This is a genomic window from Flavobacterium sp. H4147 (assembly GCF_029360735.1).
Classification (GTDB): Bacteria; Bacteroidota; Bacteroidia; order Flavobacteriales; family Flavobacteriaceae; genus Flavobacterium; species Flavobacterium endoglycinae.
This window is the reverse complement of sequence record NZ_JARKNB010000001.1, coordinates 1751309-1769874: the sequence shown is the minus strand read 5'-3', so window position 1 is coordinate 1769874 and position 18566 is coordinate 1751309. Positions and strand designations below refer to the sequence as shown.

Below are 18566 nucleotides of genomic sequence, written 5' to 3'. Positions count from 1 at the left end.
AAATTTCTTTTCATTTCAATTCAGCTGCCTGACGGTATTTCTAAGAGCGTTTCGCTGATGCGGGTGCAAAAGTAGAACCTTTATTTACATTTACAAGACTTTTTTTTACATTTTTTCCATGTTTTTTAAAACTATTTCTTAACTCGCTGGAAGCGGATTATTTACGTTTTTATATTTTTTTATAATCTGTGGGATTTTTCTGGATTACTCTGTGTTTTTCTTATTTTGACTTGGCTTTAGATTGGCATTTCTGAGGATTTTTTATTCTTTACAGCCGTTTTCCGCTCTTTTAGTATGGTTTTGAAAACACCTGTTTCTGGAAACTTTCTTCTAAAAACTGGATTTCCAGCCCCGGCAGCAGCGGAAATCCTTTTTGAGGCGGGGTCCGCCCCCAAAAAGACTGCTGCGCACAGCGGGAATAAGCTCCTTATCTTTATCGAAATTAAAATTTTTAAATTCTAGATTCCAAAACTGTATCGCTTCGCTGCGCTCAGCCGGACAAGCTGCATTCATATTATATATATGTATAAAAACAAATCCCGGCAGGTTTAAGAAACCTGTCGGGATTATAGTATGTAAAGCATTTTGAGATTAATCGAAGCGAATAGCTTTTACTGGAGATATCTTTGTTATTATATAAGAAGGAATTAATAAGACCAGAAAACAAACCGTAACGGTTAATAGGTTTAGTAAAATTATATATCCCCAATTTAAATATACTGGAGCTTGATTTACATAATAGTTTTCGGGATTAAGATGAATGATTCCGAATTGCTGTTGAATTAATAACAATGAGATCCCGATGAGATTCCCCCAAAACAATCCACGCATAATTAAATAGAATGCATTATAAAGAAAAACTTTTCGAACTTTCCAGTTATTCGCTCCTAAGGCTTTTAGAATCCCAATCATTTGAGTACGCTCTAAAATTAAAACCAATAATGCAACCACCATATTAATAGTCGCTACCAAGATCATTATTCCCAGAATAACGATAATATTAAAATCAAAAAGCTGCAACCAGTCGAATATATAACTGTATTTTTCTGTTATGGTTTTTGTATCAAGATTAGATGAGATTTGTTCGTAGATTTGATTTCCCGTTTCTTTAATTTCAGAAAAGTCTTTTACAAAAACTTCAAAAGCTCCAATTTGATCAGGATTCCATTTATTGATGCGCTGGATATGCCTAATATCTCCTATTATATAAGTAGCATCAAAATCTTGAAATCCTGAACTGAAAATTCCTGCTATTTTAAATCTACGACTATTCGGCAATTTCCCTTGTTCTTCTTTAATAAAAAAAGTATTAAAACTGTCTCCTAACTTTAAGTTAAGTCTATCGGCAAGAAATCTTGAGATTATTACATCTTCATTTAGGTTTTTAGAAAAATCTGGTAATTTTCCTTCTACTAAATATTCTTTTATATTATTCCAATTGTAATCAGTACCTACTCCTTTGAATACAATTCCTTCAAAAGCATTTTCGGTTCTTATAATTCCCGCTTTAGTTGCGATTGCCTGAATATGGCTTACTTCTGGAACAGATTTAAAATTTGGATAAAAGTCTTGTTTCTTTGAAATAGGAATCAAAGTAATTTCCGAATTGTTATTATCGTAATTAGAAATAATAATCTGCCCATTAAAGGCCGATACTTTTTCGCGTATTTTTTGCTGAAGACCAATTCCTGTTGCCACCGAAACAATCATCATAATCATACCAATTGCGATAGCAGAGATTGCAATTTTTATAATAGGAGCCGAAATACTGCTTTTGTAATCTTTTGCAGTTATCAGTCTTTTTGCTATAAAATATTCTATATTCAATTTATAAGTTCTTAGTATGATTTATATAGTATTCAAAAATACATTTAAAAACTAAATTCTTTGTTTTTAAAGAGGCAACTTCTTTTTCATTTCTTCCACAATATTATAGGCTGCTGGACAAATTGCAACATTTTTTAAAGTCAAATCTGAAATCTGATAAAATTTTTTGCGATCTGTATGAGGGAATTCTCTGCATGCTTTTGGCCGCACATCGTATATCATACAATAATTTTCATTATCTAAAAAAGTACAGGGCACGCTTTTCAGAACATAATCTTTATCTTCGTCAATACGCAAATACTGATCGATGAATTGCTGTGGTTTCTGCCTGAACGATTTTGAGATTCTTTCTATATCGGCCAATGTAAATAATGGTCCTGTCGTTTTACAGCAATTAGCACATTGGAGACAATCCGTTTTTTTAAATTCAGCATCATGTAAGTCCTGCATTACATAATCTAAATTTTTAGGCGGTTTCTTTTTAAGCTTATCGAAATACTTTTTATTTTCGATATGCTTATCTTTGGCTAACTTATGTAAGTTATTTAAAATTTGTTTCAAGTTTACTCTTTAAAGTTGATCTGCAAAATTAAACAACTTTAAACTTGAAACCTTAAACTTTGAACTAAAATAAAATGAAAGATCTTTTTGGGAAAGCAATTTACGATTTCCAAACTCATAATTCACCTGAAGATATTATAACCGAAACTTCGATTTCTGAAGAAGACGAAATGAGTGTCGCTTATTTATTCCGTTCTTATGATGAAATGCCAAAAATTGAACAAAAAGCTTTACAGTTAGCTTCAGGAAAAACACTTGATGTTGGATGTGGAGCCGGAAGCCACAGCTTATCACTTCAGAATGATCGAAATTTAGATGTAACTTCTATTGACATTTCAGAAAAAGCAATAGAAACCTGCGTAATAAGAGGTTTAAAAAAAGCCAAAAAAGCTAATATTCTAGATTTTGAAGGAGAAAAGTTTGATACGATTCTTTTACTAATGAACGGTACGGGAATATTTGGAAAATTAAAAAACTGTAACAGTTATTTATCGAAATTAAAATCACTATTAAATCCAGGAGGACAGATATTAATTGACAGCTCAGACATAATTTATATGTTTGATGAAGATGAAGACGGCGGTAAATGGATTCCATCTGATAATGAATATTATGGCGAGTTAATTTTCAACATCTCATATAAAGGGGAAAAAGAAGAACCTTTCGACTGGTTATATCTTGATTACAATACGTTACAAAATGCAGCAATTGCTAACGGATTAAAATGTGAATTAATCCTTGAAGGCGAACATTATGATTATTTAGCTAAACTTTCATTATAATAAATAATTTTTGAACGATGACTGAATCAGATTTAGAAAAATTAAAGTATCCTATTGGAAAATTTCATACACCTGAAGAATATACGTCTGAATTTATTTTAGACAAAATTGAGCAAATCGCTTCTTTTCCAGAAAGATTAAAAAAAGAAGTTGTTGATTTTGATGATGAAAAGCTGGATACACCCTATCGCCCTGAGGGCTGGACTGTACGACAAGTTATTCATCACTGCGCAGAAAGTCATATGAATTGCTACATAAGGTTAAAATGGGCATTAACAGAAAACAATCCTATTATAAAACCGTACGATGAAAAACGATGGTCTGAATTGCATGATAGTTTAAATATGCCAATAGCTCCCACTTTAAGTTTATTGGAAGGATTACATTTTAGATTAGCATATATAATGAAAAATTTATCTGAAGCTGATTTAGAAAAATCTTTTGTACACCCTGAAAGTAATTCAGAAATCAGATTAAAACAAATGGTAAGTATACCCTTTTTACACCGAAATTAAAACTTCTATAAAAAAGGCGGTTAAACTTTTTGTTTCAGTTTCTAAGATTATATATTCTCTATTTGAGAAATCAAACTTAGACACTTCTTGAAGATATTCAATCATTTCTTTTATATTTTCCGCGAAATGTGTGGCAATGATTGAAATAAGTTGTTTTTCGAGGTCTTCTGTCTTATATAAGATTATAAATTCACTTGGTTTATTGACAGTATTTTCGTATTCTTGTCTGGTTAACTGTTTAATTTGTATCATATTATGAGAATTAAAGATTTGAATGACCTTGCACCTATAAAAAATAAAAGAACAAGGTTTTTAGTGAATAATACAAGTATTCCCTTTACGGATATTTTTTATGGTGTGATAAAAGAAATAAAAAGTGATCATATAATTGTAGAGCAACAATATATAAAGTCTAATGAAGATTATTCTGAAGAACTTATCACACAGAATAGAAAGCTTAAAAACGGAACTTTTAAGCTACTGGAAGATAAATAAAAAAGCCTTACTGTTTATGTAAGGCTTGATTGTTTTTTAGCTTTTTGCGAGATTTATCATTTCTATTATTTCTTCAGGCGTAGAATCAGTTTGAAAAATGGTCGGTTTTTCTGTCCCTACCACCCATATGAAACTACTACCTGCGTGTCCATTTCCTGTTCGGGAAATCTTTACAATATAATCAACATTTAAGTAATGATCGTCTTTACGCATGTCTGTAATCTTAATAAATCCTTTCATAGTTAGTTAGTTTTAATGTTCTCTCAAATATACAAAATTGTTATAATCAGCGACAATCAAAATATAATCAGCTAATTAACTTTGTATTATGGAAGAACGATATAAATATACAAACGAAAAACTTTTCGAAACTGATCCAGCAGTTGATAAAGCAAATGAAGAATATCAAGAAGCAATTCAAAGACTATTAGCAAAAGAAATTACTCTTGAAGAATGCCGTAAATATCAGCAGGCTGTTTTTGATGCTGTTAATAAAAGTACTATTGGTTGGATTATTAGAAAAGAAAAAGCCTCTGATTAAGGAGACTTTTAATTCTTAATTATAAAATCTGATATTGTAAATGAGGTTTGAACTAAATCAATTAAAGATAGAATTGATAGAATAAACACCGTTAACATTGAAGCGTTTTTTATATCTGATATTTCTATGTTTAATGTGCAGAGATCAATACTCATAATTGCTTCATTTAAAACCGCCACTAACACAACAAAAACTAAGGCGTATATAAGAAAGATGATGTTTTCTTTGATTTCTAGATGTAATAAAGGAAGTAATTTAAGTTTTTCATCTCTTGTTTTAACATCTTCGGAATGTTTAGTCCTTATAATCTTTTTCATATTTTCAAACATAGAAGTGAGATAAGTGTACAAAGTGAGTGCAAATCCAATAAATACACCTAAAAAAGTAAACAAAAAATTTGTTTCTATGAAATATTGATAGGAAACAACATTACTTATTACTACAAAGTAGCTAACTAACATAGTAACTAGTATTATACAAACCAATTTAAATGCTCTCATCATCATTTATGTCTTCAATTTCTTCAAATCTAGATTCTAAAGATTCTTTTGTTTCTTCTTCAATATCAGGAATGTCTATTTTTATATGGGATTTTGTCTTTTTTGTAAAAATGTGCTCTATACCATCTTTTATTCCTTCAATAAAATAATTTCCTGCACCTTGTGATATTCTTTGAATATGCTCTTTAAAATCTTCATATTGAAACCTTAATCCTTCTTTTTTATTTCTAAGTATTATTTTAAACTTATCAAAATTGGTTTCCTCATGAACATCTTTCACTAATTTATCTGCTACATTTTTCCCTCCAAAAAAATTTGGCGGTTCATATTCTAATTCTACTTTTTGAACAGAGTCCAGATCCTCTATTTGTTCCCAAAAATCTCTATGATCGGTAATTTCAGACAAGTTACAGTAAACATGGTCTTGTAACATTTCCTCAGTAAATGCCTTCACTAACTTATCTTTTACAGCATCCATTGTTTGAAATACTGTGGTGTTCTTCTCTATTAGTATGATTTGTTTAGTAAGATGGACTAAAAAATATATGTTTGGATACCTAACATCTTTAACATCCTCAATTTTACCATCTTCTAATGTAGGCTTATCAAATTGTTGTTTTTTTGCTAGTTTTAATAAATAGATATCTTGCCCTAACTTTTTGTCAAAAATTACAATATGCTCACCATAATCATTAAACTTAATTGTTTGCTGGTCTTGAATTCGTATAAAAAAATCAATGAATGAATCTTTTTTAGATCTAAATTCAAGTAAGATTTGTTTATTAGGTACTTGATTTAGAAAAATTCTATAAGCGTAAAAATGTTTCATATTAAAAATGTTACAATTATTCAAATATATGTAAAATCTTTACGCCTATAAAATACGTATAAACACCTGTTTTATTTCTTAAAATGCCTAGCTTTTAAAAGTGCTTTATTAAAGTCTGACAGCTCTTCTTTTTTCCGTCCTTTTTCAATGTCTTCAAAAATAGCTGTTTTAACTGTCTTTCTTTTTCCGCCGATTAACAACGGAAGTTCTAAATATTCAACCTCTGATAAATCTTCTTGTAAATACTCTGTCATATCTTCAAGACTAAAATACCATTGTTGTTCAAATTCTGTCTTGTGTATGCTTTCGTCCTGCAAAAGCTTCTGTTTATCTAGTATTTTCAAATCATTGTATTTAAAGTTTCAAAATTAGTAATTATATTTGGTTAAAAGTCTTTATTTATGGAATCAGATAAACTAATTGAGATTATTACAGTTCAGTCAGAAATTATTGAAATCTTATGTCGAGAATATACAGATGCTCCTAGAAGTCCTTATGAAAAACAAGAAATGAGGGATTTAATAAGATTATTAAAAGACCTGCAAAAAGATCTTATATAATAAATCAGCTTTAAAATGTGCGTATTCTTGTGAATCAGTCTGATCTAAAGAATTTAATTTATCTAACATTTTTTGCGCTTTTTCACTTCCTTCACTTTCTAAGAATTTTAAAAACTGAGTATAATCATAATTGTTTTTCAAACTGTAATCTGTCTGCATAATTAAGCTGTTAATTGTTTGTATTTTGTTCTCACCTGCGAATTAGCTAACAAGTGGTTAAATCTGTCTGATGTTTTTAAATCTCTCAGATTAAATCTGAATACATGTTCGTCTACATATTTCTGAATGTGTTTTCTTGACCACCAGTTATGAATTCCGTTATAGCTTCTTTTCATTATTCCCCAGAATCCTTCAATTGAATTGCTGTGTATTTCGGGGTTATCAAAATCAACATATTGTTTTTTAGCATGATCCACAATGTGATGGTCATAACAGTTTTCTAGTCCTCTGTATCCGTGCCATTCATCTGAGATTAAAACCGTGTCTTTTTCTACAAATGATTTTATAAACGGCTGTATTGATTCTTTTTTAGTGTTTTCCACCGCTATGCATTTTACTTTACTTGGGGAAAGTATTACTTTTTTACCGTCTATTATTTCAGATTCACCTCTCTGCAGAACTCCAATTACTGGGGTTTTGTCTTTGAAACTTCTTCCCTGCGACTGTTCAACTTTTTTGTCTTTGTGTCTGTTTTTATTCTTCCCGCCAAAAAATGATTCGTCAGCTTCGCAGATTCCCTCAAACTTATCGTCAATGTCATTTTCTATTCCGAAACAGGCTCTGATTCTATGTAGCATATGCCACGCTGATTTCTGGCTTATCTGTAAATCTCTCCCAAGCTGTACAGAACTGATTCCTTTTTTATGATTGATAACCAGATATATTGCCATAAACCATTTAGGAAGTTCAATCTTAGTATTATCAAACATTGATCCAGTCTTAACTGTGAAGTATTTACCGCTTGTTTTGCATTTGTACTTATTTCCTTTACACTTATAGACTTTACTGTCTTCATGGAAAGGACTCACTGGTTTATTATTCCAATAGAGTGCTTCTAAATGCTCAATACACTTTTGTTCAGTAGAGAACTCTCTAGCTACTTCAAGTATTGAATTGAAATCTTTGTTAAACATGACTTTAAATTTTTCTTTCCCCAAATTTACGAACATTTTTACACTTAAACAATAATTTAGTGTAACTAAGTTCTATTTTTAACATTTCAGGTGTTTCTTTAAAGCCGTGGGTACAAAGATAACCGCTAATTTTTTGTACTCCAATTCTTTGAAATCTGTTGTAATTTATTACTTTTACAGCATTGAAAATATAGGCGTTAGCTATTATCATGGTATCGAAATCTGGACAATTTCACATGCACCACAGGATAATAAGACTATGCTCATGCTACGGCGTGGGCGTAACTTATCTTGGTGCAAGGTTTGTCCAGAACCCCGATTCAGGTATTGGTTACAAACCCACGCTTTTTTATAAAGCAACTTCACTTCGGGTTTGGGTGGAATAAAAAGCTCGCAATGAAACCCTGTCTTCTACTTTTTCTTGTCTTTTTTATATCCTGCGAAATAAAATCTGACCAACCTTTACCAGTTCAAGATAACAATACTTTAGTTTCTCAGAAACATTTAAAACCTGCTGTAAAATATGTGTTTGCTGTTTTTGAAGTAAAAGAGCCACATTTAATGTATGTTCCTCCACAATATATTGACGACAAACTTTTTGAAGAAACTGCTGTAACCGAATGGAAAAATCAAACATATTGTTCTGAGATAAAAGAATTTGAAAATTTCACAGATAAACAAGGAAAAGAATTATTGCTGGAACTTTTAGAACAAATTCCAAATACACCTTCTGAATATTTGAATGATATTATAAGACAAGTGAAAAATCCTTCTTCAATAGAAGTGCTGAGTAAACAAACAACAAAGATCATTTCAGATAAATATTTAGAATTTGATAATTTAAGTGAGGCAGTTACTGAACGTGAAAAAATTATAAAAGATGGAAACTAAAAGCACTATTTCAATTAAAAAGACCACTATTACTGCATTATTATGCTGTTTATTTTTGGGAGCTTGTGCAGTTTTTGCATTAAATCATCTTGGAAAATTCACGTACATTGCAGATACTTCTAATGTCGAAAATGCGGATGAATTTGGCAGACCATATCTAGAAGTTCCGATTCCTGTTACCAACGGTGTTTTATCAGTTACTTATACATCTTATTTTGGCAGTATCATAAAGATAGACCGACCTGGATTTATTGTAGACGATATAAGATTTGAGGGCATGGGTAAGTTTAATCAATATGATAATGTTTCAAAGTACTATATTAATGCCACAATTAAAGACTACAATTATATCTTACTAGTTTCTGTTTTATTATTCACTGTTTATCTGTTCTTTAGAAAGTTTAAAATCAAATTAACCTAGAGCAGTTTTACATTTTAAATCAAATGTGAATAGTAGATAGAAAAGCTGTATTTTCAATTATTAACATAAAATATAACATCATGATAAACAACGATTTAATTGAACAAAAAATAACTATTTTAATAGAATCTTTAAAATCTGTAGTTGACGAAATAGAACAGAATAAAGATTTACCTCAAGATAAGCTTATGGATATATGGTATAAACATAAAGAGCGTATGAATATCGAACGCAATGGTTTGTTAGGATTGCTTTTTGAGGAGCTAAATCTTAATAATGAAAAGAAACAAGGGGAGGCTGATGTGGTTGGAACAGTCTTTTTTGAAAAAACTAATAATGCTATTGATGAGTTTTATAAAAACAAGGTAAAACCTCTTATTTACTCATAAAGTTTTCTATGTACTCATCATAAGCAGGATTTCTTTCTATTAAATAAGGAAAAGGACAATCACGTTCAATTTCAGAAAGTGTATTTTTTATTTCACTGGCGCAGGTCTGCAAAAATAGGTATAAGTGTAAATTCTCTTTGAAAATTTTTGAATTAGATTCCTCTAACTTTATGATTTTTTCTATCAGTTCTTTTTTTGATAAGTTTTCCATTATGTTATAAATTAGAAAAGCCACTTCAATTAAGGAGTGGCTTTATTGTTAGACATTTATTAGCTTTAATTAAAATTCATTCTTGTTTAATAGTGCCTGCCATTGAGTATATTTTGATGCCTCAGCTTGATTTGTATAATGACGTTTTGTTAAATTGAATAAATCTTCATCTCCTAATATCTCTTTCATAACCGTTTCATTAAATATATCCTCTACAACATTGTTTTGTAAATAACTTACTGTTTTAGGATGATCTAAAAAAGATTGATTAAATTCATGTAGATCTTTCTTATGGGCTTCTTTTAAATTTTCAATAGTTTGATCTGTGTAGTGGGTATAATATAAGCACTCGTCAAAAAAATCTTTTTTGCTATAACTCATATTTTCACCATAGAAAAACCATTTATGAAGTTTTACAGAAAATAAGTCAGAACCCATGTTTAAAGGAAAATTAATTCCACCGCCATCATTATATAATGAAATTGTATCGTTTTTATAATACAAATTTAAAATAAACAATGCAGACATAATATCAAAAAGATACTTGAGAGTACCATATTCTAATGAATTTGCTCTATCATGTTTAAGATTTTGGTATGAATTATTCCATGTATATGTTAGCCCATTATGATAACCACTTCTTTCATTTTTTAAAAATGGTTTTAATTCTTTTATGGTTTGAAAACAATTTGCAGAACTTATTAACACTACTTTTTGATCTAACTTCCATAGAGCGTTTAAATGTTCTAATGCATCTGAATCGTACTTTATCTTTGACGTTTTTGTTCCGCCATTTAATTTATACAACTCTTTAGATATTGACTCGATTTCAGCAGAGGCTCGTAGAATAAGGTCTGAGATTTGTGATGAATAAACATTTAATTGATTATCATCAATATGAATTGAATAACTTAAAGTTAACACTCCCATTTCTAAATTTTTATAAACAGGCCAGTAGATATTTGACATAGAAATTTTATTGTAATTGTCTAATTTTATTATCAAATATACCTAATTTATTAATCTTATTAGAATTATTGTATAATTTGAAAAGGGTACTCGCTAGTAAAATAAAACGAGTATTTATACCTAGTTTGTGTTTTAGTGTTTTTGATATATTTGGATCACTAATTTTTAAAACCCACTTATGTCAGTTCAACCACTTATACCATTTAAAGCTCAGTTTGTTTTAAGCGTAAAGACTTCCATGTATGACTTTTTTGAAAATCCTGCAGAGGTAAAAATAACAGATAAATATGCAAAAGTTAAAGACGATATAGGTAATGTTGATATGGTTAAATTTATAAATTACTATAGTCTTAGTTTTTCTTTATATGAAAAATACAAACTTTTAGGTTTAAATTACCATCAGGCTATTGACGTACATCCTACAAATCTATTATGTAAAGATGAAAGAGATTCTGAACTAAGTTTTAAACTTGAATCCTCTACAGTAGAAGTTTTACAAATTGTTGATGGTAAAATGATTACTTTTTCAAATTATGCTAATGAAGTGTGTACAATTGAACTTAGCGATAATCTAAAGCTTATAAAGGTTTAGGGCTATACAAACTCTCAGGAGCTGATTTAAGCATTTTGTAGAGATTTTCATAGTTCGTATTAAAATGCTCAATAGTTCCATCGGGTAATTCAAAAGTTAATTGAATATAGTCATTTAATTTTTGGTTCATTAATCTATATTGGGTATTATCTGTTGTAACCCATAAGTTCATCTTTTTCATGATTTTTAAGTTTTTAAATAACTACAATAGTAGTTGTGGTTAATATTAATTTGTAAATTAAAGTGAATTACAATGCTTACAAATAGTATAGCAAGGATTACAAGATTTTTAAATAGTCTTTTTAGGGTTTTGAATAATTTTTTAGTGTTCATATATAGTGTTTAATTATTTACTTTCTAAATTTTCTCCGCCCTGCTAATCCTAAATAAAAAAGCCTCCATTTAGGAGGACTTAAATTGTTTTATTTTTGTTTGGTGTAAAAAGGGTATACTTACCAAACAAATTATCGGATTATATGCCTGGCATGGAAATCATCATTTAGCACATATCACTTCTTTAAAAAAACGCAAAAACTGGTAAGAACAAGATGTTTCTTTTTATACAATGTATATTTATTACATAAAAAAAACTCTCCAAATTGGAGAGTTTTTTTATGGTATATTTAAATATTTATGGGTCTGCAAGGAAACTCTCCATTTTGGATTATTCATAACATACTCTACTATTAATGGAGTCATTTCTTCTTTTTTACTCCATTCCGGTTGTAAAAACAAGATGGCATTGTCATTAACTAATTCTGCCTGCTCTTCTGCAAAAATAAAATCATGTTTATTATAAATAATCACTTTTAATTCATGCGCATTGTCATACACATCTTTTGTTGGAAGTTTATTTTTTTTAGGCGAAAGGCAAATCCAATCCCAAGTTCCGCTTAATTTATAAGCCCCAGAAGTTTCGATATGCACTTTTAAATTCTTGTTTTTTAACTCTTGAGTCAGCAATGTCATGTCCCACGTTAGAGGTTCACCACCTGTAACCACAACAGTATTTGCATAACTTGCTGCATTATTTACAATTACATCAATATTAGTTGGCGGGTGTACATCTGCATTCCAGCTTTCTTTTACATCACACCAATGACATCCTACATCACATCCTCCAATTCTAATAAAGTAAGCAGCTGTACCAGTATGAAAACCTTCACCTTGTATGGTGTAAAACTCTTCCATTAAAGGAAGCATCGCTCCTTTGTTTACTTCTAATTGTATTTCTTTTGATAACATTATTCTAATTTAATGTGCAAAGATAGTCAATTAAATACGGAACAAAAAAACCTGATAGTTCCCTTGAACTATCAGGTTTAATAATTTTAATTTAAAACTATATTATTTTAAAGCTTTTACTGATTGAGAAGCGTAAGCATTTGTTGGATCCAAAGCTAAAGCTTTATTGAAATATTCAACTGCTTTAACTTTATCAGTATTTGCATAACTTGCTCCAATACTGTTGTATGCTTCAACTATTTTCTTAACTGTAGCTGGTTTAGATGATTCTTCAGCACCTTTAGCAGTAATGTTAGCAACATACGTTTCGTAGTTTTTAACGATTTGATCTTCTTTCTCTAATAAATTACCTATTCTTCCTTTGTAAAGATAAGCTTCATCATAAGAAGGAGAAGCTACTAAAACTCTGTCGAAAGCAGCGTCTGCTTTAGCTAAATCAGCAGCAACTTCTGGTGAAGTAGCTTTTTTATCTAAGTTTGCATAATAAAGAGCGATACCATAATACACATTATCAGTCAAATAATTTTTTGATTCTGAATTAGACGAGCTTAATTCATAAATAGCAGCTGCCTGTGCCCATTGCTTTTTACCAAATAATTCTTTACCGTAATCCCCAAGTTCTTCAACAACTAATGGCTCTAATTCAACTGCTTTTTTAATATTAGCTATACCTGAATCAAAAGAAGCTTGATCTACAAGACCTTCTGCATTTGTTCCTTTTTTAATTTTAGCAAGTCCTAAATACATATAATCGCTTCCTATTACTTTGTTAGAAGGATTTTTGATGTAATCTTCAAGAGATTTAATAGCTACATCTACGTTTCCGTTTTCATAAGCAGCATATCCTAAATATCTAAAAATTCTAGGATTTACTTTATCTTCAGCAATCATTTTGTTAGCAACAGTTTCTAAACTCTTATAATCTTTAACTAAGATTAAGAAATCTGCATGACGCATTTTTGAATCTAAAGAGTAATCTGTTAAGCTTAAGTATTTCTCATAGTTTGTAATTGCATTTTGCAAATTAACTTTAGCTGTAGCAGGTTTATTTCTTCCCCATTTGTAATAAGTTTCAGCTAACTCTCTGTAAACAGGACCGTAATTTGCGTTTAAAGCGATAACTTCGTTGAAAGATTTAATAGCTTCATCATAAGATTTAGCTCCTTTTAATAAAACTCCTAATTGCATTTTAGCTCTTAAAAGAGTTGGATCAGCAGTAAATGCATCACGATAAGCTTTGTAAGCTTCATTTTGATTATTAGCACCATAATAAGCATCTCCAATAGCTAAAAGAGCATTAGCATTTTGAGGTTCAATTGCTAAAGCTTTCTTTAAACTAGCAATGGCACTATTGTAATCAGGATTGTCTGAATTTGTATACGCTTTACCAATGTAGATATATTCATCTACATCTTTACGCTTCATATCTTTTGTAGCTAAAGCAAAATTAGCTTGTGCTGCAGCTGTGTTTTTGTTATCAAGGTCAATTTGACCTAATCCAATATAGTTTAGGTTCTTCTTATCAGATGCTTCAACTCCATTTAAAAAGTAAATTTTCGCAGAATCAACAACACTTTGATTTAAGTAAACGGTACCTAAAACAAAATTAGCTTCTCCATCAGATGGTTTTGCTTTAATGATTGATTTAAGTAATGTTTTCGCCTTTTGAAATTGTTCAGCATCAATTGCCTTTTTTGCTTCTTTAATATCCTGCGCGTTTGCAACAGAACCTGCAGCAACCAAAGCAAGACTAAAAATTTTAAATTTATTCATCTCTATAGTAATTAATTTATTCGTTATCTTTTAAAATTCCATTTCTAATTTGTAGTTTTCTACCTGGAGTTCTTACTGGAAGTAATCCTGATTTTAAAACTATTCTCTGTCCAATATCTCCAGCAATGAATGAAGAAAGTCCCATTCCTAAACCAGAATATCCCTGACAGTTAATAATAAACAAATCACGTGCCAAAGGGTATTTCACCTCTGCCAAGTCATTCTGAGTAGGATTATAATACTTTGTATCATTTAAACCTTTAACACTCAAAACATTTATTTTTTTTATAATATCTATCATATTTGGTGATGGCTGTGATAACCAATTTACGCCAACTACACCAATCATTCCATCATTTTCTGAAACGAATTTAATCACTTCATCATTTGTTTTAAAAGAAAAGACTCCCGTTTTTGGAACATCTTTTACTTTTGCTAGCTCTTTCATGTATCGAACTGTACTTGAATTAGGATTATCAAATACAAGACCTTTAATTCCTGTATCTGGTTTTCCCTGCATGAAGTCAAGTACTGTTTTCAACGCAATTAATGTGTCGTTATTGCTTTTGTTAGTAACAAATGCAATTGCATCTGTTGCAAAAGGAGTAACTCGAGGTTTTATTTTACTTTTTTCAAATCTGCTCAATTCTTCCTGAGTCAAATTTCTTGCTGTTACAACAACTTTTGCTTTCTGGTTTAATAAGTCATTTATCAGTTCAGCTTCAGATTTTGGTTTAACTGCAATTTTAGCCCCATAATAGGTTCCTTCAAAAACAGCAACCTGATCGTCTACAATAGGCTTTACTGTTTCGTCAACAGTAATATCTAAGTTTCCTTTTAAAATTGTTTCTTTGTCAGATTCATTTTTGCTTTTTTGGTTACACATGGCAAACAAAAAGACAAAAACAACTAAACCTAAAAATCTGCTATTCTTCAGCATAATTACTCTGTATTTGAATTTATTAATCTTAAAAAACGTATTGCCGAATACACAATAAGCAATCCACCAAATGCATATCTGTATTTAGGTTCCATATTTAAAGGAAGCTTTTCCCAAAACATAATCATTAAACCTAGTACAAGATATATTAAAAAAAACAGTATTCCTAAAACAAGAAGAAATCGCTCTTTGAGCGATTTCTTCTGAATATTATTAAGCATATCTTTTAACATTATTCTGCAGATTGAATAGTAATAGGTAAAGAGTAAAGTACTCTCACTTTTTTACCATTTTGCTCGCCAGGAGTCCATTTTGGACATTTTTTAAGAACACGAATTGCTTCTGCTCCTGTACCATATCCGATATCCCTTAAAACTTTAATGTCGGTTAATGAACCGTCTTTTTCAACCACAAAAGTAACGTAAACTTTACCTTTTAGACCTTCTTCTTCAGGAGTCTTATAGTTATTTCCTACGAATTTGTAAAATTTATCCATTCCTCCAGGGAAGTCAGGTTTTACTTCGATACCAGCTGTGTTATATACACTGTTATCTTCTTCAACAACCTGAGAAACTGGTCCTTTACCAACCGGCTCGTCAACAGTTAATACTGCATCTGGATCTCCTTTAATTGTTTCAGAACCTACTTTTTTATCTTTAAGTTCTTCAATTTTTGGTGGATCTTCAGTTACCTCATTTGCTTTAGCAACCACCGGTTTCACGAATTTCACTTGATCCACTTTTGGCGGAGGCGGTGGTGGTGGTGGTTGGTTTGGTTTTATCTCCTCTTTTGGTTTAGGAGGTAATTTTACTGTAGCAATCTTAATATCCGTATTTGCATCTTCTTCACTAGAATCTGGCAGGAAGCTTGCAATAAGAGGAGCTGCAACAGCAAAACTGAAAATCACAGAACCTATGATAAGTGCTTTTACCGTAGTTTTTCCATTTGATTTTCTCAGCTCATATGCACCATATATCTTATTACGTCCTTCGAATACGATATCAAGCCACTGATTTTTTATAATATCTAATTTCATAATTATTGATTATTAGGATGTTAAAACAAGACAGCTCTTATTTTTTATCTATCAATTTCGTTTCCTCTGGTGTGAACTCAGGAACTATTGCATAAGTTTCAACTCCAGTAATTGCCATTTCATCCAGCATATCAACTAAATTACGATAAGTTGATTTTTTTGTTGGTTTAATAATCACAATAATTCCATTTTTAGGTTTTCCCTTAGCAGCAGAATACTCTAAAACTGATTTCTTTCTTTTAAGCAATTCTCTTCGAATCCCATCTTTACCATATGTGATATCTTTAGGCCCAGCAATAGGAGATTCAAGTAATCCCATATAGTAAGTCAGTTTATTATTTTCACCTAACATTACTGTCATAGTACGATTTTCATCTACTTTTACTGGTGGAGTATCATCTTTAGGATCTTTATCCGGCAATGACAAATCCATTGATTGAGGTTTTGACAACGATGTAGTTAACATGAAGAACGTAATCAATAAGAATGCCAAATCCACCATGGCAGTTAAATCTACCTTAGAATTTTGTTTTTTGCTTCTTACCTTGCCGCCTTTCCCGCCGCCACCGTCGCCGGTATTTAATTCAGCCATTTTACTGTATCTTTTTTAATTAAAAGTCTTTTCCTCTCATTCCAGTAACTAAGTTAAAGGAATTGATTTTCTGATCTTGTAAGATATCCATAATCTTTTTGATTTGTGGATATTGTTCTTTCGCATCTCCTTTAATTGCAATCTGCAATTCTTTATCATCAAGGTCAATTGTAGCTCTTCTTGAAACTAAAAGCCAGTCTTTTAATTGATTATCTAAAGAATCGATTGGAATCCCAGGTTGATCCGCTTTAACTCTATCAGCTGATTTTAAATCGATGATTTGTTTTAAACCAGAAACTGGTACACCAAAATCATCCATTAAAGCGAATTTCGTTTTATCATCTTCTGAAAAATTAACACCGTATTTAGCTCCCATTCCTTCTAGGGTTTTTTTACGGATTTCTCTTCCTTTAATGTCAAAAAACACTTTGCTTTTCCCATCTTTTCCTTTACCTATTGTAATAATTGCCAAATCAGAATCTGGTAATTTACTTTGTACAGTAGAAGAAGGCATATCTACAGGAAGTGCTTCAGGAACTTTAGCAGTTGCGGTCAAGATAAAGAACGTAAGCAAAAGGAATGCAACGTCACACATCGCAGTCATATCTGTCGACGTTGACTTCTTTTTCATTTTTATTTTAGCCATTATCTTTTATTTTTATTTGATATAATTAATCGTAATTATTAATATCAAAAATTAATTATTGTTTTAAACTTCCTCTGAATTTTCTGTAAGTATTTACGATTGTAGTACCAGCCTCATCGATAGAGTAAGTTAAATCGTCAATTTTAGCAGTAAAGAAGTTGTAAGAAACGATAGCTAAGATAGAAGTAGAGATACCTGTTGCAGTGTTGATAAGTGCTTCAGAGATACCTGTTGCAAGAGCAGCTTGGTCAGGAGTACCAGCAGAAGCTAACGCACCAAACGCTTTAATCATACCAGATACAGTTCCTAATAATCCTCCTAATGTACCTAAAGATACTAAAGTAGAGATGATAGTCATGTTTTTCTCTAACATTGGCATTTCTAATGAAGTTGCCTCTTCGATTTCTTTGTGGATTACTTCAGAAGCTTCCTCACTGTTGAATCCTTCTTTTTTAACGTCTTGGTATTTAATTAAAGCAGATTTAATTGCGTTTGCAACTGAACCTTGTTGTTTGTCGCATGAAGCGATAGCAGCCTCGATGTTTCCTTCTTTAATACTACCTTGAACGCTTTTCATGAATTTATCTAAGTTAGTTTTACCAGCAGCTTTACCAATAACGATAAATCTTTCAATAGAAAAAACAACAACCATTAAAAACATACCTAATAATACAGGTACAATAAATCCTCCTTTATAAACTTGTCCTAATGTATTGATTGGATGTCCAGTTTCAGGGTTACCACCTTCGAAGTTAGCAGAGTCTCCCATGATTACTTTCCAAATAAACACCCCCACTAAAATACACGCAGCAATAATGATTCCTGTAATCATTCCTCCCCCATTTGAAGTGCTTTCTTTTTTAACTTTAACGTTTGCCATTTTTTTAAATTTTAATAGTTTTAAATAATTTTTATTTTTTAGTTATATTTAACTTGTAGGGTAGCAAATTTATACGTTTAGTTTAAATAAAAAAACTTTTTTTAATTTTATTGAAGGAAATTTAACGTCAATTTAAAAAATATCTCATTAATTTGCCGGCATGATTTTTTTAATAAAACAAAAAAAAAGGCGAATAATAAAAAATTTACAACGTTTTAGTAATTATTCAATTAATCCA

At 30.7% G+C, this 18566-nt stretch carries 28 protein-coding genes; 9 read left to right on the top strand and 19 right to left on the bottom strand.

All coding sequences use genetic code 11. The annotated features are described in order from the left end of the window. Positions 1-591: 591 nt before the first annotated feature. Together P2W75_RS07800 and P2W75_RS07795 are read right to left on the bottom strand one after the other, a co-directional pair. Positions 592-1827: an ABC transporter permease gene (locus P2W75_RS07800; RefSeq protein WP_276379898.1), complete on the bottom strand. Its 1236-nt coding sequence runs from the start codon at positions 1825-1827 to the stop codon at positions 592-594. A gap of 66 nt (positions 1828-1893) precedes the next feature. Further along, positions 1894-2388, bottom strand: a complete 495-nt coding sequence (locus tag P2W75_RS07795; protein ID WP_207294587.1) for a YkgJ family cysteine cluster protein — start codon at positions 2386-2388, stop codon at positions 1894-1896. Between the two features lie 74 nt (positions 2389-2462). On the opposite strand from P2W75_RS07795, the gene P2W75_RS07790 reads away from it, so the two are divergent. Both P2W75_RS07790 and P2W75_RS07785 read left to right on the top strand, forming a co-directional pair. Further along, positions 2463-3170: a bifunctional 2-polyprenyl-6-hydroxyphenol methylase/3-demethylubiquinol 3-O-methyltransferase UbiG gene (locus tag P2W75_RS07790; RefSeq protein ID WP_276379897.1), complete on the top strand. Its 708-nt coding sequence runs from the start codon at positions 2463-2465 to the stop codon at positions 3168-3170. A 17-nt stretch (positions 3171-3187) separates the two neighbouring features. Further along, positions 3188-3685 (top strand): YfiT family bacillithiol transferase, encoded by a 498-nt coding sequence (locus P2W75_RS07785; protein ID WP_276379896.1) that lies wholly within the window; start codon positions 3188-3190, stop codon positions 3683-3685. Here P2W75_RS07785 and P2W75_RS07780 read toward each other — a convergent pair. Continuing rightward, positions 3671-3937, bottom strand: a complete 267-nt coding sequence (locus P2W75_RS07780) for a hypothetical protein (RefSeq protein WP_276379895.1) — start codon at positions 3935-3937, stop codon at positions 3671-3673. The genes P2W75_RS07785 and P2W75_RS07780 overlap by 15 nt on opposite strands. A gap of 3 nt (positions 3938-3940) precedes the next feature. On the opposite strand from P2W75_RS07780, the gene P2W75_RS07775 reads away from it, so the two are divergent. Further along, positions 3941-4180 carry a hypothetical protein gene (locus P2W75_RS07775; protein ID WP_207295497.1) on the top strand — a complete coding sequence of 80 codons (240 nt, stop codon included), beginning with the start codon at positions 3941-3943 and terminating at the stop codon, positions 4178-4180. 36 nt (positions 4181-4216) lie between these two features. On the opposite strand, the gene P2W75_RS07770 is transcribed toward P2W75_RS07775, so the two are convergent. Next, on the bottom strand, positions 4217-4420 hold the full coding sequence (locus P2W75_RS07770) for a hypothetical protein (protein ID WP_276379894.1): 204 nt from the start codon (positions 4418-4420) through the stop codon (positions 4217-4219). A gap of 88 nt (positions 4421-4508) precedes the next feature. Here P2W75_RS07770 and P2W75_RS07765 point away from each other — a divergent pair, with 88 nt between their 5' ends. Beyond that, the gene (locus tag P2W75_RS07765) at positions 4509-4721 is read left to right on the top strand and encodes a hypothetical protein (RefSeq protein ID WP_276379893.1); all 213 of its coding nucleotides are present in this window, start codon (positions 4509-4511) and stop codon (positions 4719-4721) included. An 8-nt stretch (positions 4722-4729) separates the two neighbouring features. Here the strand turns inward: P2W75_RS07765 and P2W75_RS07760 are convergent, their stop codons facing one another. The 3 genes from P2W75_RS07760 to P2W75_RS07750 form a co-directional block, all read right to left on the bottom strand. After that, on the bottom strand, positions 4730-5182 hold the full coding sequence (locus P2W75_RS07760; protein ID WP_276379892.1) for a hypothetical protein: 453 nt from the start codon (positions 5180-5182) through the stop codon (positions 4730-4732). Positions 5183-5207: 25 nt separating this feature from the next. Further along, entirely contained in the window at positions 5208-6050 is an 843-nt protein-coding gene (locus P2W75_RS07755) for a hypothetical protein (RefSeq protein WP_276379891.1), read from the bottom strand. Positions 6051-6121: 71 nt separating this feature from the next. Further along, entirely contained in the window at positions 6122-6394 is a 273-nt protein-coding gene (locus P2W75_RS07750) for a hypothetical protein (RefSeq protein ID WP_276379890.1), read from the bottom strand. Positions 6395-6451: 57 nt separating this feature from the next. On the opposite strand from P2W75_RS07750, the gene P2W75_RS07745 reads away from it, so the two are divergent. Further along, complete coding sequence (locus tag P2W75_RS07745) at positions 6452-6610, top strand: hypothetical protein (RefSeq protein WP_276379889.1); 159 nt, start codon at positions 6452-6454, stop codon at positions 6608-6610. 161 nt (positions 6611-6771) lie between these two features. Here the strand turns inward: P2W75_RS07745 and P2W75_RS07740 are convergent, their stop codons facing one another. After that, positions 6772-7743, bottom strand: a complete 972-nt coding sequence (locus P2W75_RS07740; RefSeq protein WP_276379888.1) for an IS1595 family transposase — start codon at positions 7741-7743, stop codon at positions 6772-6774. 396 nt (positions 7744-8139) lie between these two features. On the opposite strand from P2W75_RS07740, the gene P2W75_RS07735 reads away from it, so the two are divergent. The 3 genes from P2W75_RS07735 to P2W75_RS07725 all read left to right on the top strand — a co-directional run bounded on the left by P2W75_RS07735 (position 8140) and on the right by P2W75_RS07725 (position 9444). Beyond that, entirely contained in the window at positions 8140-8634 is a 495-nt protein-coding gene (locus P2W75_RS07735; RefSeq protein ID WP_276379887.1) for a hypothetical protein, read from the top strand. Then, complete coding sequence (locus tag P2W75_RS07730; RefSeq protein WP_276379886.1) at positions 8624-9055, top strand: hypothetical protein; 432 nt, start codon at positions 8624-8626, stop codon at positions 9053-9055. The genes P2W75_RS07735 and P2W75_RS07730 overlap by 11 nt, the downstream gene beginning before the upstream one ends. 80 nt (positions 9056-9135) lie before the next feature. Further along, complete coding sequence (locus tag P2W75_RS07725; RefSeq protein ID WP_276379885.1) at positions 9136-9444, top strand: hypothetical protein; 309 nt, start codon at positions 9136-9138, stop codon at positions 9442-9444. Here the strand turns inward: P2W75_RS07725 and P2W75_RS07720 are convergent. Further along, positions 9431-9655 carry a hypothetical protein gene (locus tag P2W75_RS07720; protein ID WP_276379884.1) on the bottom strand — a complete coding sequence of 75 codons (225 nt, stop codon included), beginning with the start codon at positions 9653-9655 and terminating at the stop codon, positions 9431-9433. The two genes, P2W75_RS07725 and P2W75_RS07720, sit on opposite strands and share 14 nt — an antisense overlap. Positions 9656-9724: 69 nt before the next feature. Continuing rightward, positions 9725-10624 carry a hypothetical protein gene (locus P2W75_RS07715; RefSeq protein ID WP_276379883.1) on the bottom strand — a complete coding sequence of 300 codons (900 nt, stop codon included), beginning with the start codon at positions 10622-10624 and terminating at the stop codon, positions 9725-9727. A gap of 178 nt (positions 10625-10802) precedes the next feature. On the opposite strand from P2W75_RS07715, the gene P2W75_RS07710 reads away from it, so the two are divergent. Continuing rightward, the gene (locus P2W75_RS07710; protein WP_276379882.1) at positions 10803-11216 is read left to right on the top strand and encodes a hypothetical protein; all 414 of its coding nucleotides are present in this window, start codon (positions 10803-10805) and stop codon (positions 11214-11216) included. On the opposite strand, the gene P2W75_RS07705 is transcribed toward P2W75_RS07710, so the two are convergent. From P2W75_RS07705 to P2W75_RS07665, 9 genes are all read right to left on the bottom strand, one after another. Continuing rightward, positions 11203-11388, bottom strand: coding sequence for a hypothetical protein (locus tag P2W75_RS07705; RefSeq protein WP_276379881.1), 186 nt, complete (start codon positions 11386-11388; stop codon positions 11203-11205). The genes P2W75_RS07710 and P2W75_RS07705 overlap by 14 nt on opposite strands. A 440-nt stretch (positions 11389-11828) precedes the next feature. Further along, a complete protein-coding gene (locus P2W75_RS07700) occupies positions 11829-12461 on the bottom strand; it encodes a 7-carboxy-7-deazaguanine synthase QueE (RefSeq protein ID WP_276379880.1) in 633 nt (210 codons plus the stop codon). A gap of 102 nt (positions 12462-12563) precedes the next feature. Continuing rightward, a complete protein-coding gene (locus P2W75_RS07695; RefSeq protein ID WP_276379879.1) occupies positions 12564-14234 on the bottom strand; it encodes a tetratricopeptide repeat protein in 1671 nt (556 codons plus the stop codon). Between the two features lie 16 nt (positions 14235-14250). Next, positions 14251-15174, bottom strand: coding sequence for a PstS family phosphate ABC transporter substrate-binding protein (locus P2W75_RS07690; protein WP_276379878.1), 924 nt, complete (start codon positions 15172-15174; stop codon positions 14251-14253). A 2-nt stretch (positions 15175-15176) separates the two neighbouring features. After that, on the bottom strand, positions 15177-15407 hold the full coding sequence (locus tag P2W75_RS07685; RefSeq protein ID WP_053472547.1) for a hypothetical protein: 231 nt from the start codon (positions 15405-15407) through the stop codon (positions 15177-15179). Then, a complete protein-coding gene (locus P2W75_RS07680) occupies positions 15407-16210 on the bottom strand; it encodes an energy transducer TonB (RefSeq protein ID WP_276379877.1) in 804 nt (267 codons plus the stop codon). The genes P2W75_RS07685 and P2W75_RS07680 overlap by 1 nt, the downstream gene beginning before the upstream one ends. Positions 16211-16247: 37 nt before the next feature. Continuing rightward, the gene (locus P2W75_RS07675; protein ID WP_276379876.1) at positions 16248-16802 is read right to left on the bottom strand and encodes a biopolymer transporter ExbD; all 555 of its coding nucleotides are present in this window, start codon (positions 16800-16802) and stop codon (positions 16248-16250) included. Between the two features lie 19 nt (positions 16803-16821). Continuing rightward, positions 16822-17448: a biopolymer transporter ExbD gene (locus tag P2W75_RS07670; protein WP_276379875.1), complete on the bottom strand. Its 627-nt coding sequence runs from the start codon at positions 17446-17448 to the stop codon at positions 16822-16824. 55 nt (positions 17449-17503) lie between these two features. Further along, a complete protein-coding gene (locus tag P2W75_RS07665; protein WP_207294578.1) occupies positions 17504-18328 on the bottom strand; it encodes a MotA/TolQ/ExbB proton channel family protein in 825 nt (274 codons plus the stop codon). Positions 18329-18566 lie beyond the last annotated feature (238 nt).

Coding starts and splice junctions, on each gene's coding strand:
- P2W75_RS07790 (WP_276379897.1), top strand. CDS start 2,463: ATGAAAGATCTTTTTGGGAAAGCAATTTACGATTTCCAAACTCATAAT.
- P2W75_RS07785 (WP_276379896.1), top strand. CDS start 3,188: ATGACTGAATCAGATTTAGAAAAATTAAAGTATCCTATTGGAAAATTT.
- P2W75_RS07780 (WP_276379895.1), bottom strand. CDS start 3,937: ATGATACAAATTAAACAGTTAACCAGACAAGAATACGAAAATACTGTC.
- P2W75_RS07775 (WP_207295497.1), top strand. CDS start 3,941: ATGAGAATTAAAGATTTGAATGACCTTGCACCTATAAAAAATAAAAGA.
- P2W75_RS07770 (WP_276379894.1), bottom strand. CDS start 4,420: ATGAAAGGATTTATTAAGATTACAGACATGCGTAAAGACGATCATTAC.
- P2W75_RS07765 (WP_276379893.1), top strand. CDS start 4,509: ATGGAAGAACGATATAAATATACAAACGAAAAACTTTTCGAAACTGAT.
- P2W75_RS07760 (WP_276379892.1), bottom strand. CDS start 5,182: ATGTTAGTTAGCTACTTTGTAGTAATAAGTAATGTTGTTTCCTATCAA.
- P2W75_RS07755 (WP_276379891.1), bottom strand. CDS start 6,050: ATGAAACATTTTTACGCTTATAGAATTTTTCTAAATCAAGTACCTAAT.
- P2W75_RS07745 (WP_276379889.1), top strand. CDS start 6,452: ATGGAATCAGATAAACTAATTGAGATTATTACAGTTCAGTCAGAAATT.
- P2W75_RS07740 (WP_276379888.1), bottom strand. CDS start 7,743: ATGTTTAACAAAGATTTCAATTCAATACTTGAAGTAGCTAGAGAGTTC.
- P2W75_RS07735 (WP_276379887.1), top strand. CDS start 8,140: ATGAAACCCTGTCTTCTACTTTTTCTTGTCTTTTTTATATCCTGCGAA.
- P2W75_RS07730 (WP_276379886.1), top strand. CDS start 8,624: ATGGAAACTAAAAGCACTATTTCAATTAAAAAGACCACTATTACTGCA.
- P2W75_RS07725 (WP_276379885.1), top strand. CDS start 9,136: ATGATAAACAACGATTTAATTGAACAAAAAATAACTATTTTAATAGAA.
- P2W75_RS07720 (WP_276379884.1), bottom strand. CDS start 9,655: ATGGAAAACTTATCAAAAAAAGAACTGATAGAAAAAATCATAAAGTTA.
- P2W75_RS07715 (WP_276379883.1), bottom strand. CDS start 10,624: ATGTCAAATATCTACTGGCCTGTTTATAAAAATTTAGAAATGGGAGTG.
- P2W75_RS07710 (WP_276379882.1), top strand. CDS start 10,803: ATGTCAGTTCAACCACTTATACCATTTAAAGCTCAGTTTGTTTTAAGC.
- P2W75_RS07705 (WP_276379881.1), bottom strand. CDS start 11,388: ATGAACTTATGGGTTACAACAGATAATACCCAATATAGATTAATGAAC.
- P2W75_RS07700 (WP_276379880.1), bottom strand. CDS start 12,461: ATGTTATCAAAAGAAATACAATTAGAAGTAAACAAAGGAGCGATGCTT.
- P2W75_RS07695 (WP_276379879.1), bottom strand. CDS start 14,234: ATGAATAAATTTAAAATTTTTAGTCTTGCTTTGGTTGCTGCAGGTTCT.
- P2W75_RS07690 (WP_276379878.1), bottom strand. CDS start 15,174: ATGCTGAAGAATAGCAGATTTTTAGGTTTAGTTGTTTTTGTCTTTTTG.
- P2W75_RS07685 (WP_053472547.1), bottom strand. CDS start 15,407: ATGTTAAAAGATATGCTTAATAATATTCAGAAGAAATCGCTCAAAGAG.
- P2W75_RS07680 (WP_276379877.1), bottom strand. CDS start 16,210: ATGAAATTAGATATTATAAAAAATCAGTGGCTTGATATCGTATTCGAA.
- P2W75_RS07675 (WP_276379876.1), bottom strand. CDS start 16,802: ATGGCTGAATTAAATACCGGCGACGGTGGCGGCGGGAAAGGCGGCAAG.
- P2W75_RS07670 (WP_276379875.1), bottom strand. CDS start 17,448: ATGGCTAAAATAAAAATGAAAAAGAAGTCAACGTCGACAGATATGACT.
- P2W75_RS07665 (WP_207294578.1), bottom strand. CDS start 18,328: ATGGCAAACGTTAAAGTTAAAAAAGAAAGCACTTCAAATGGGGGAGGA.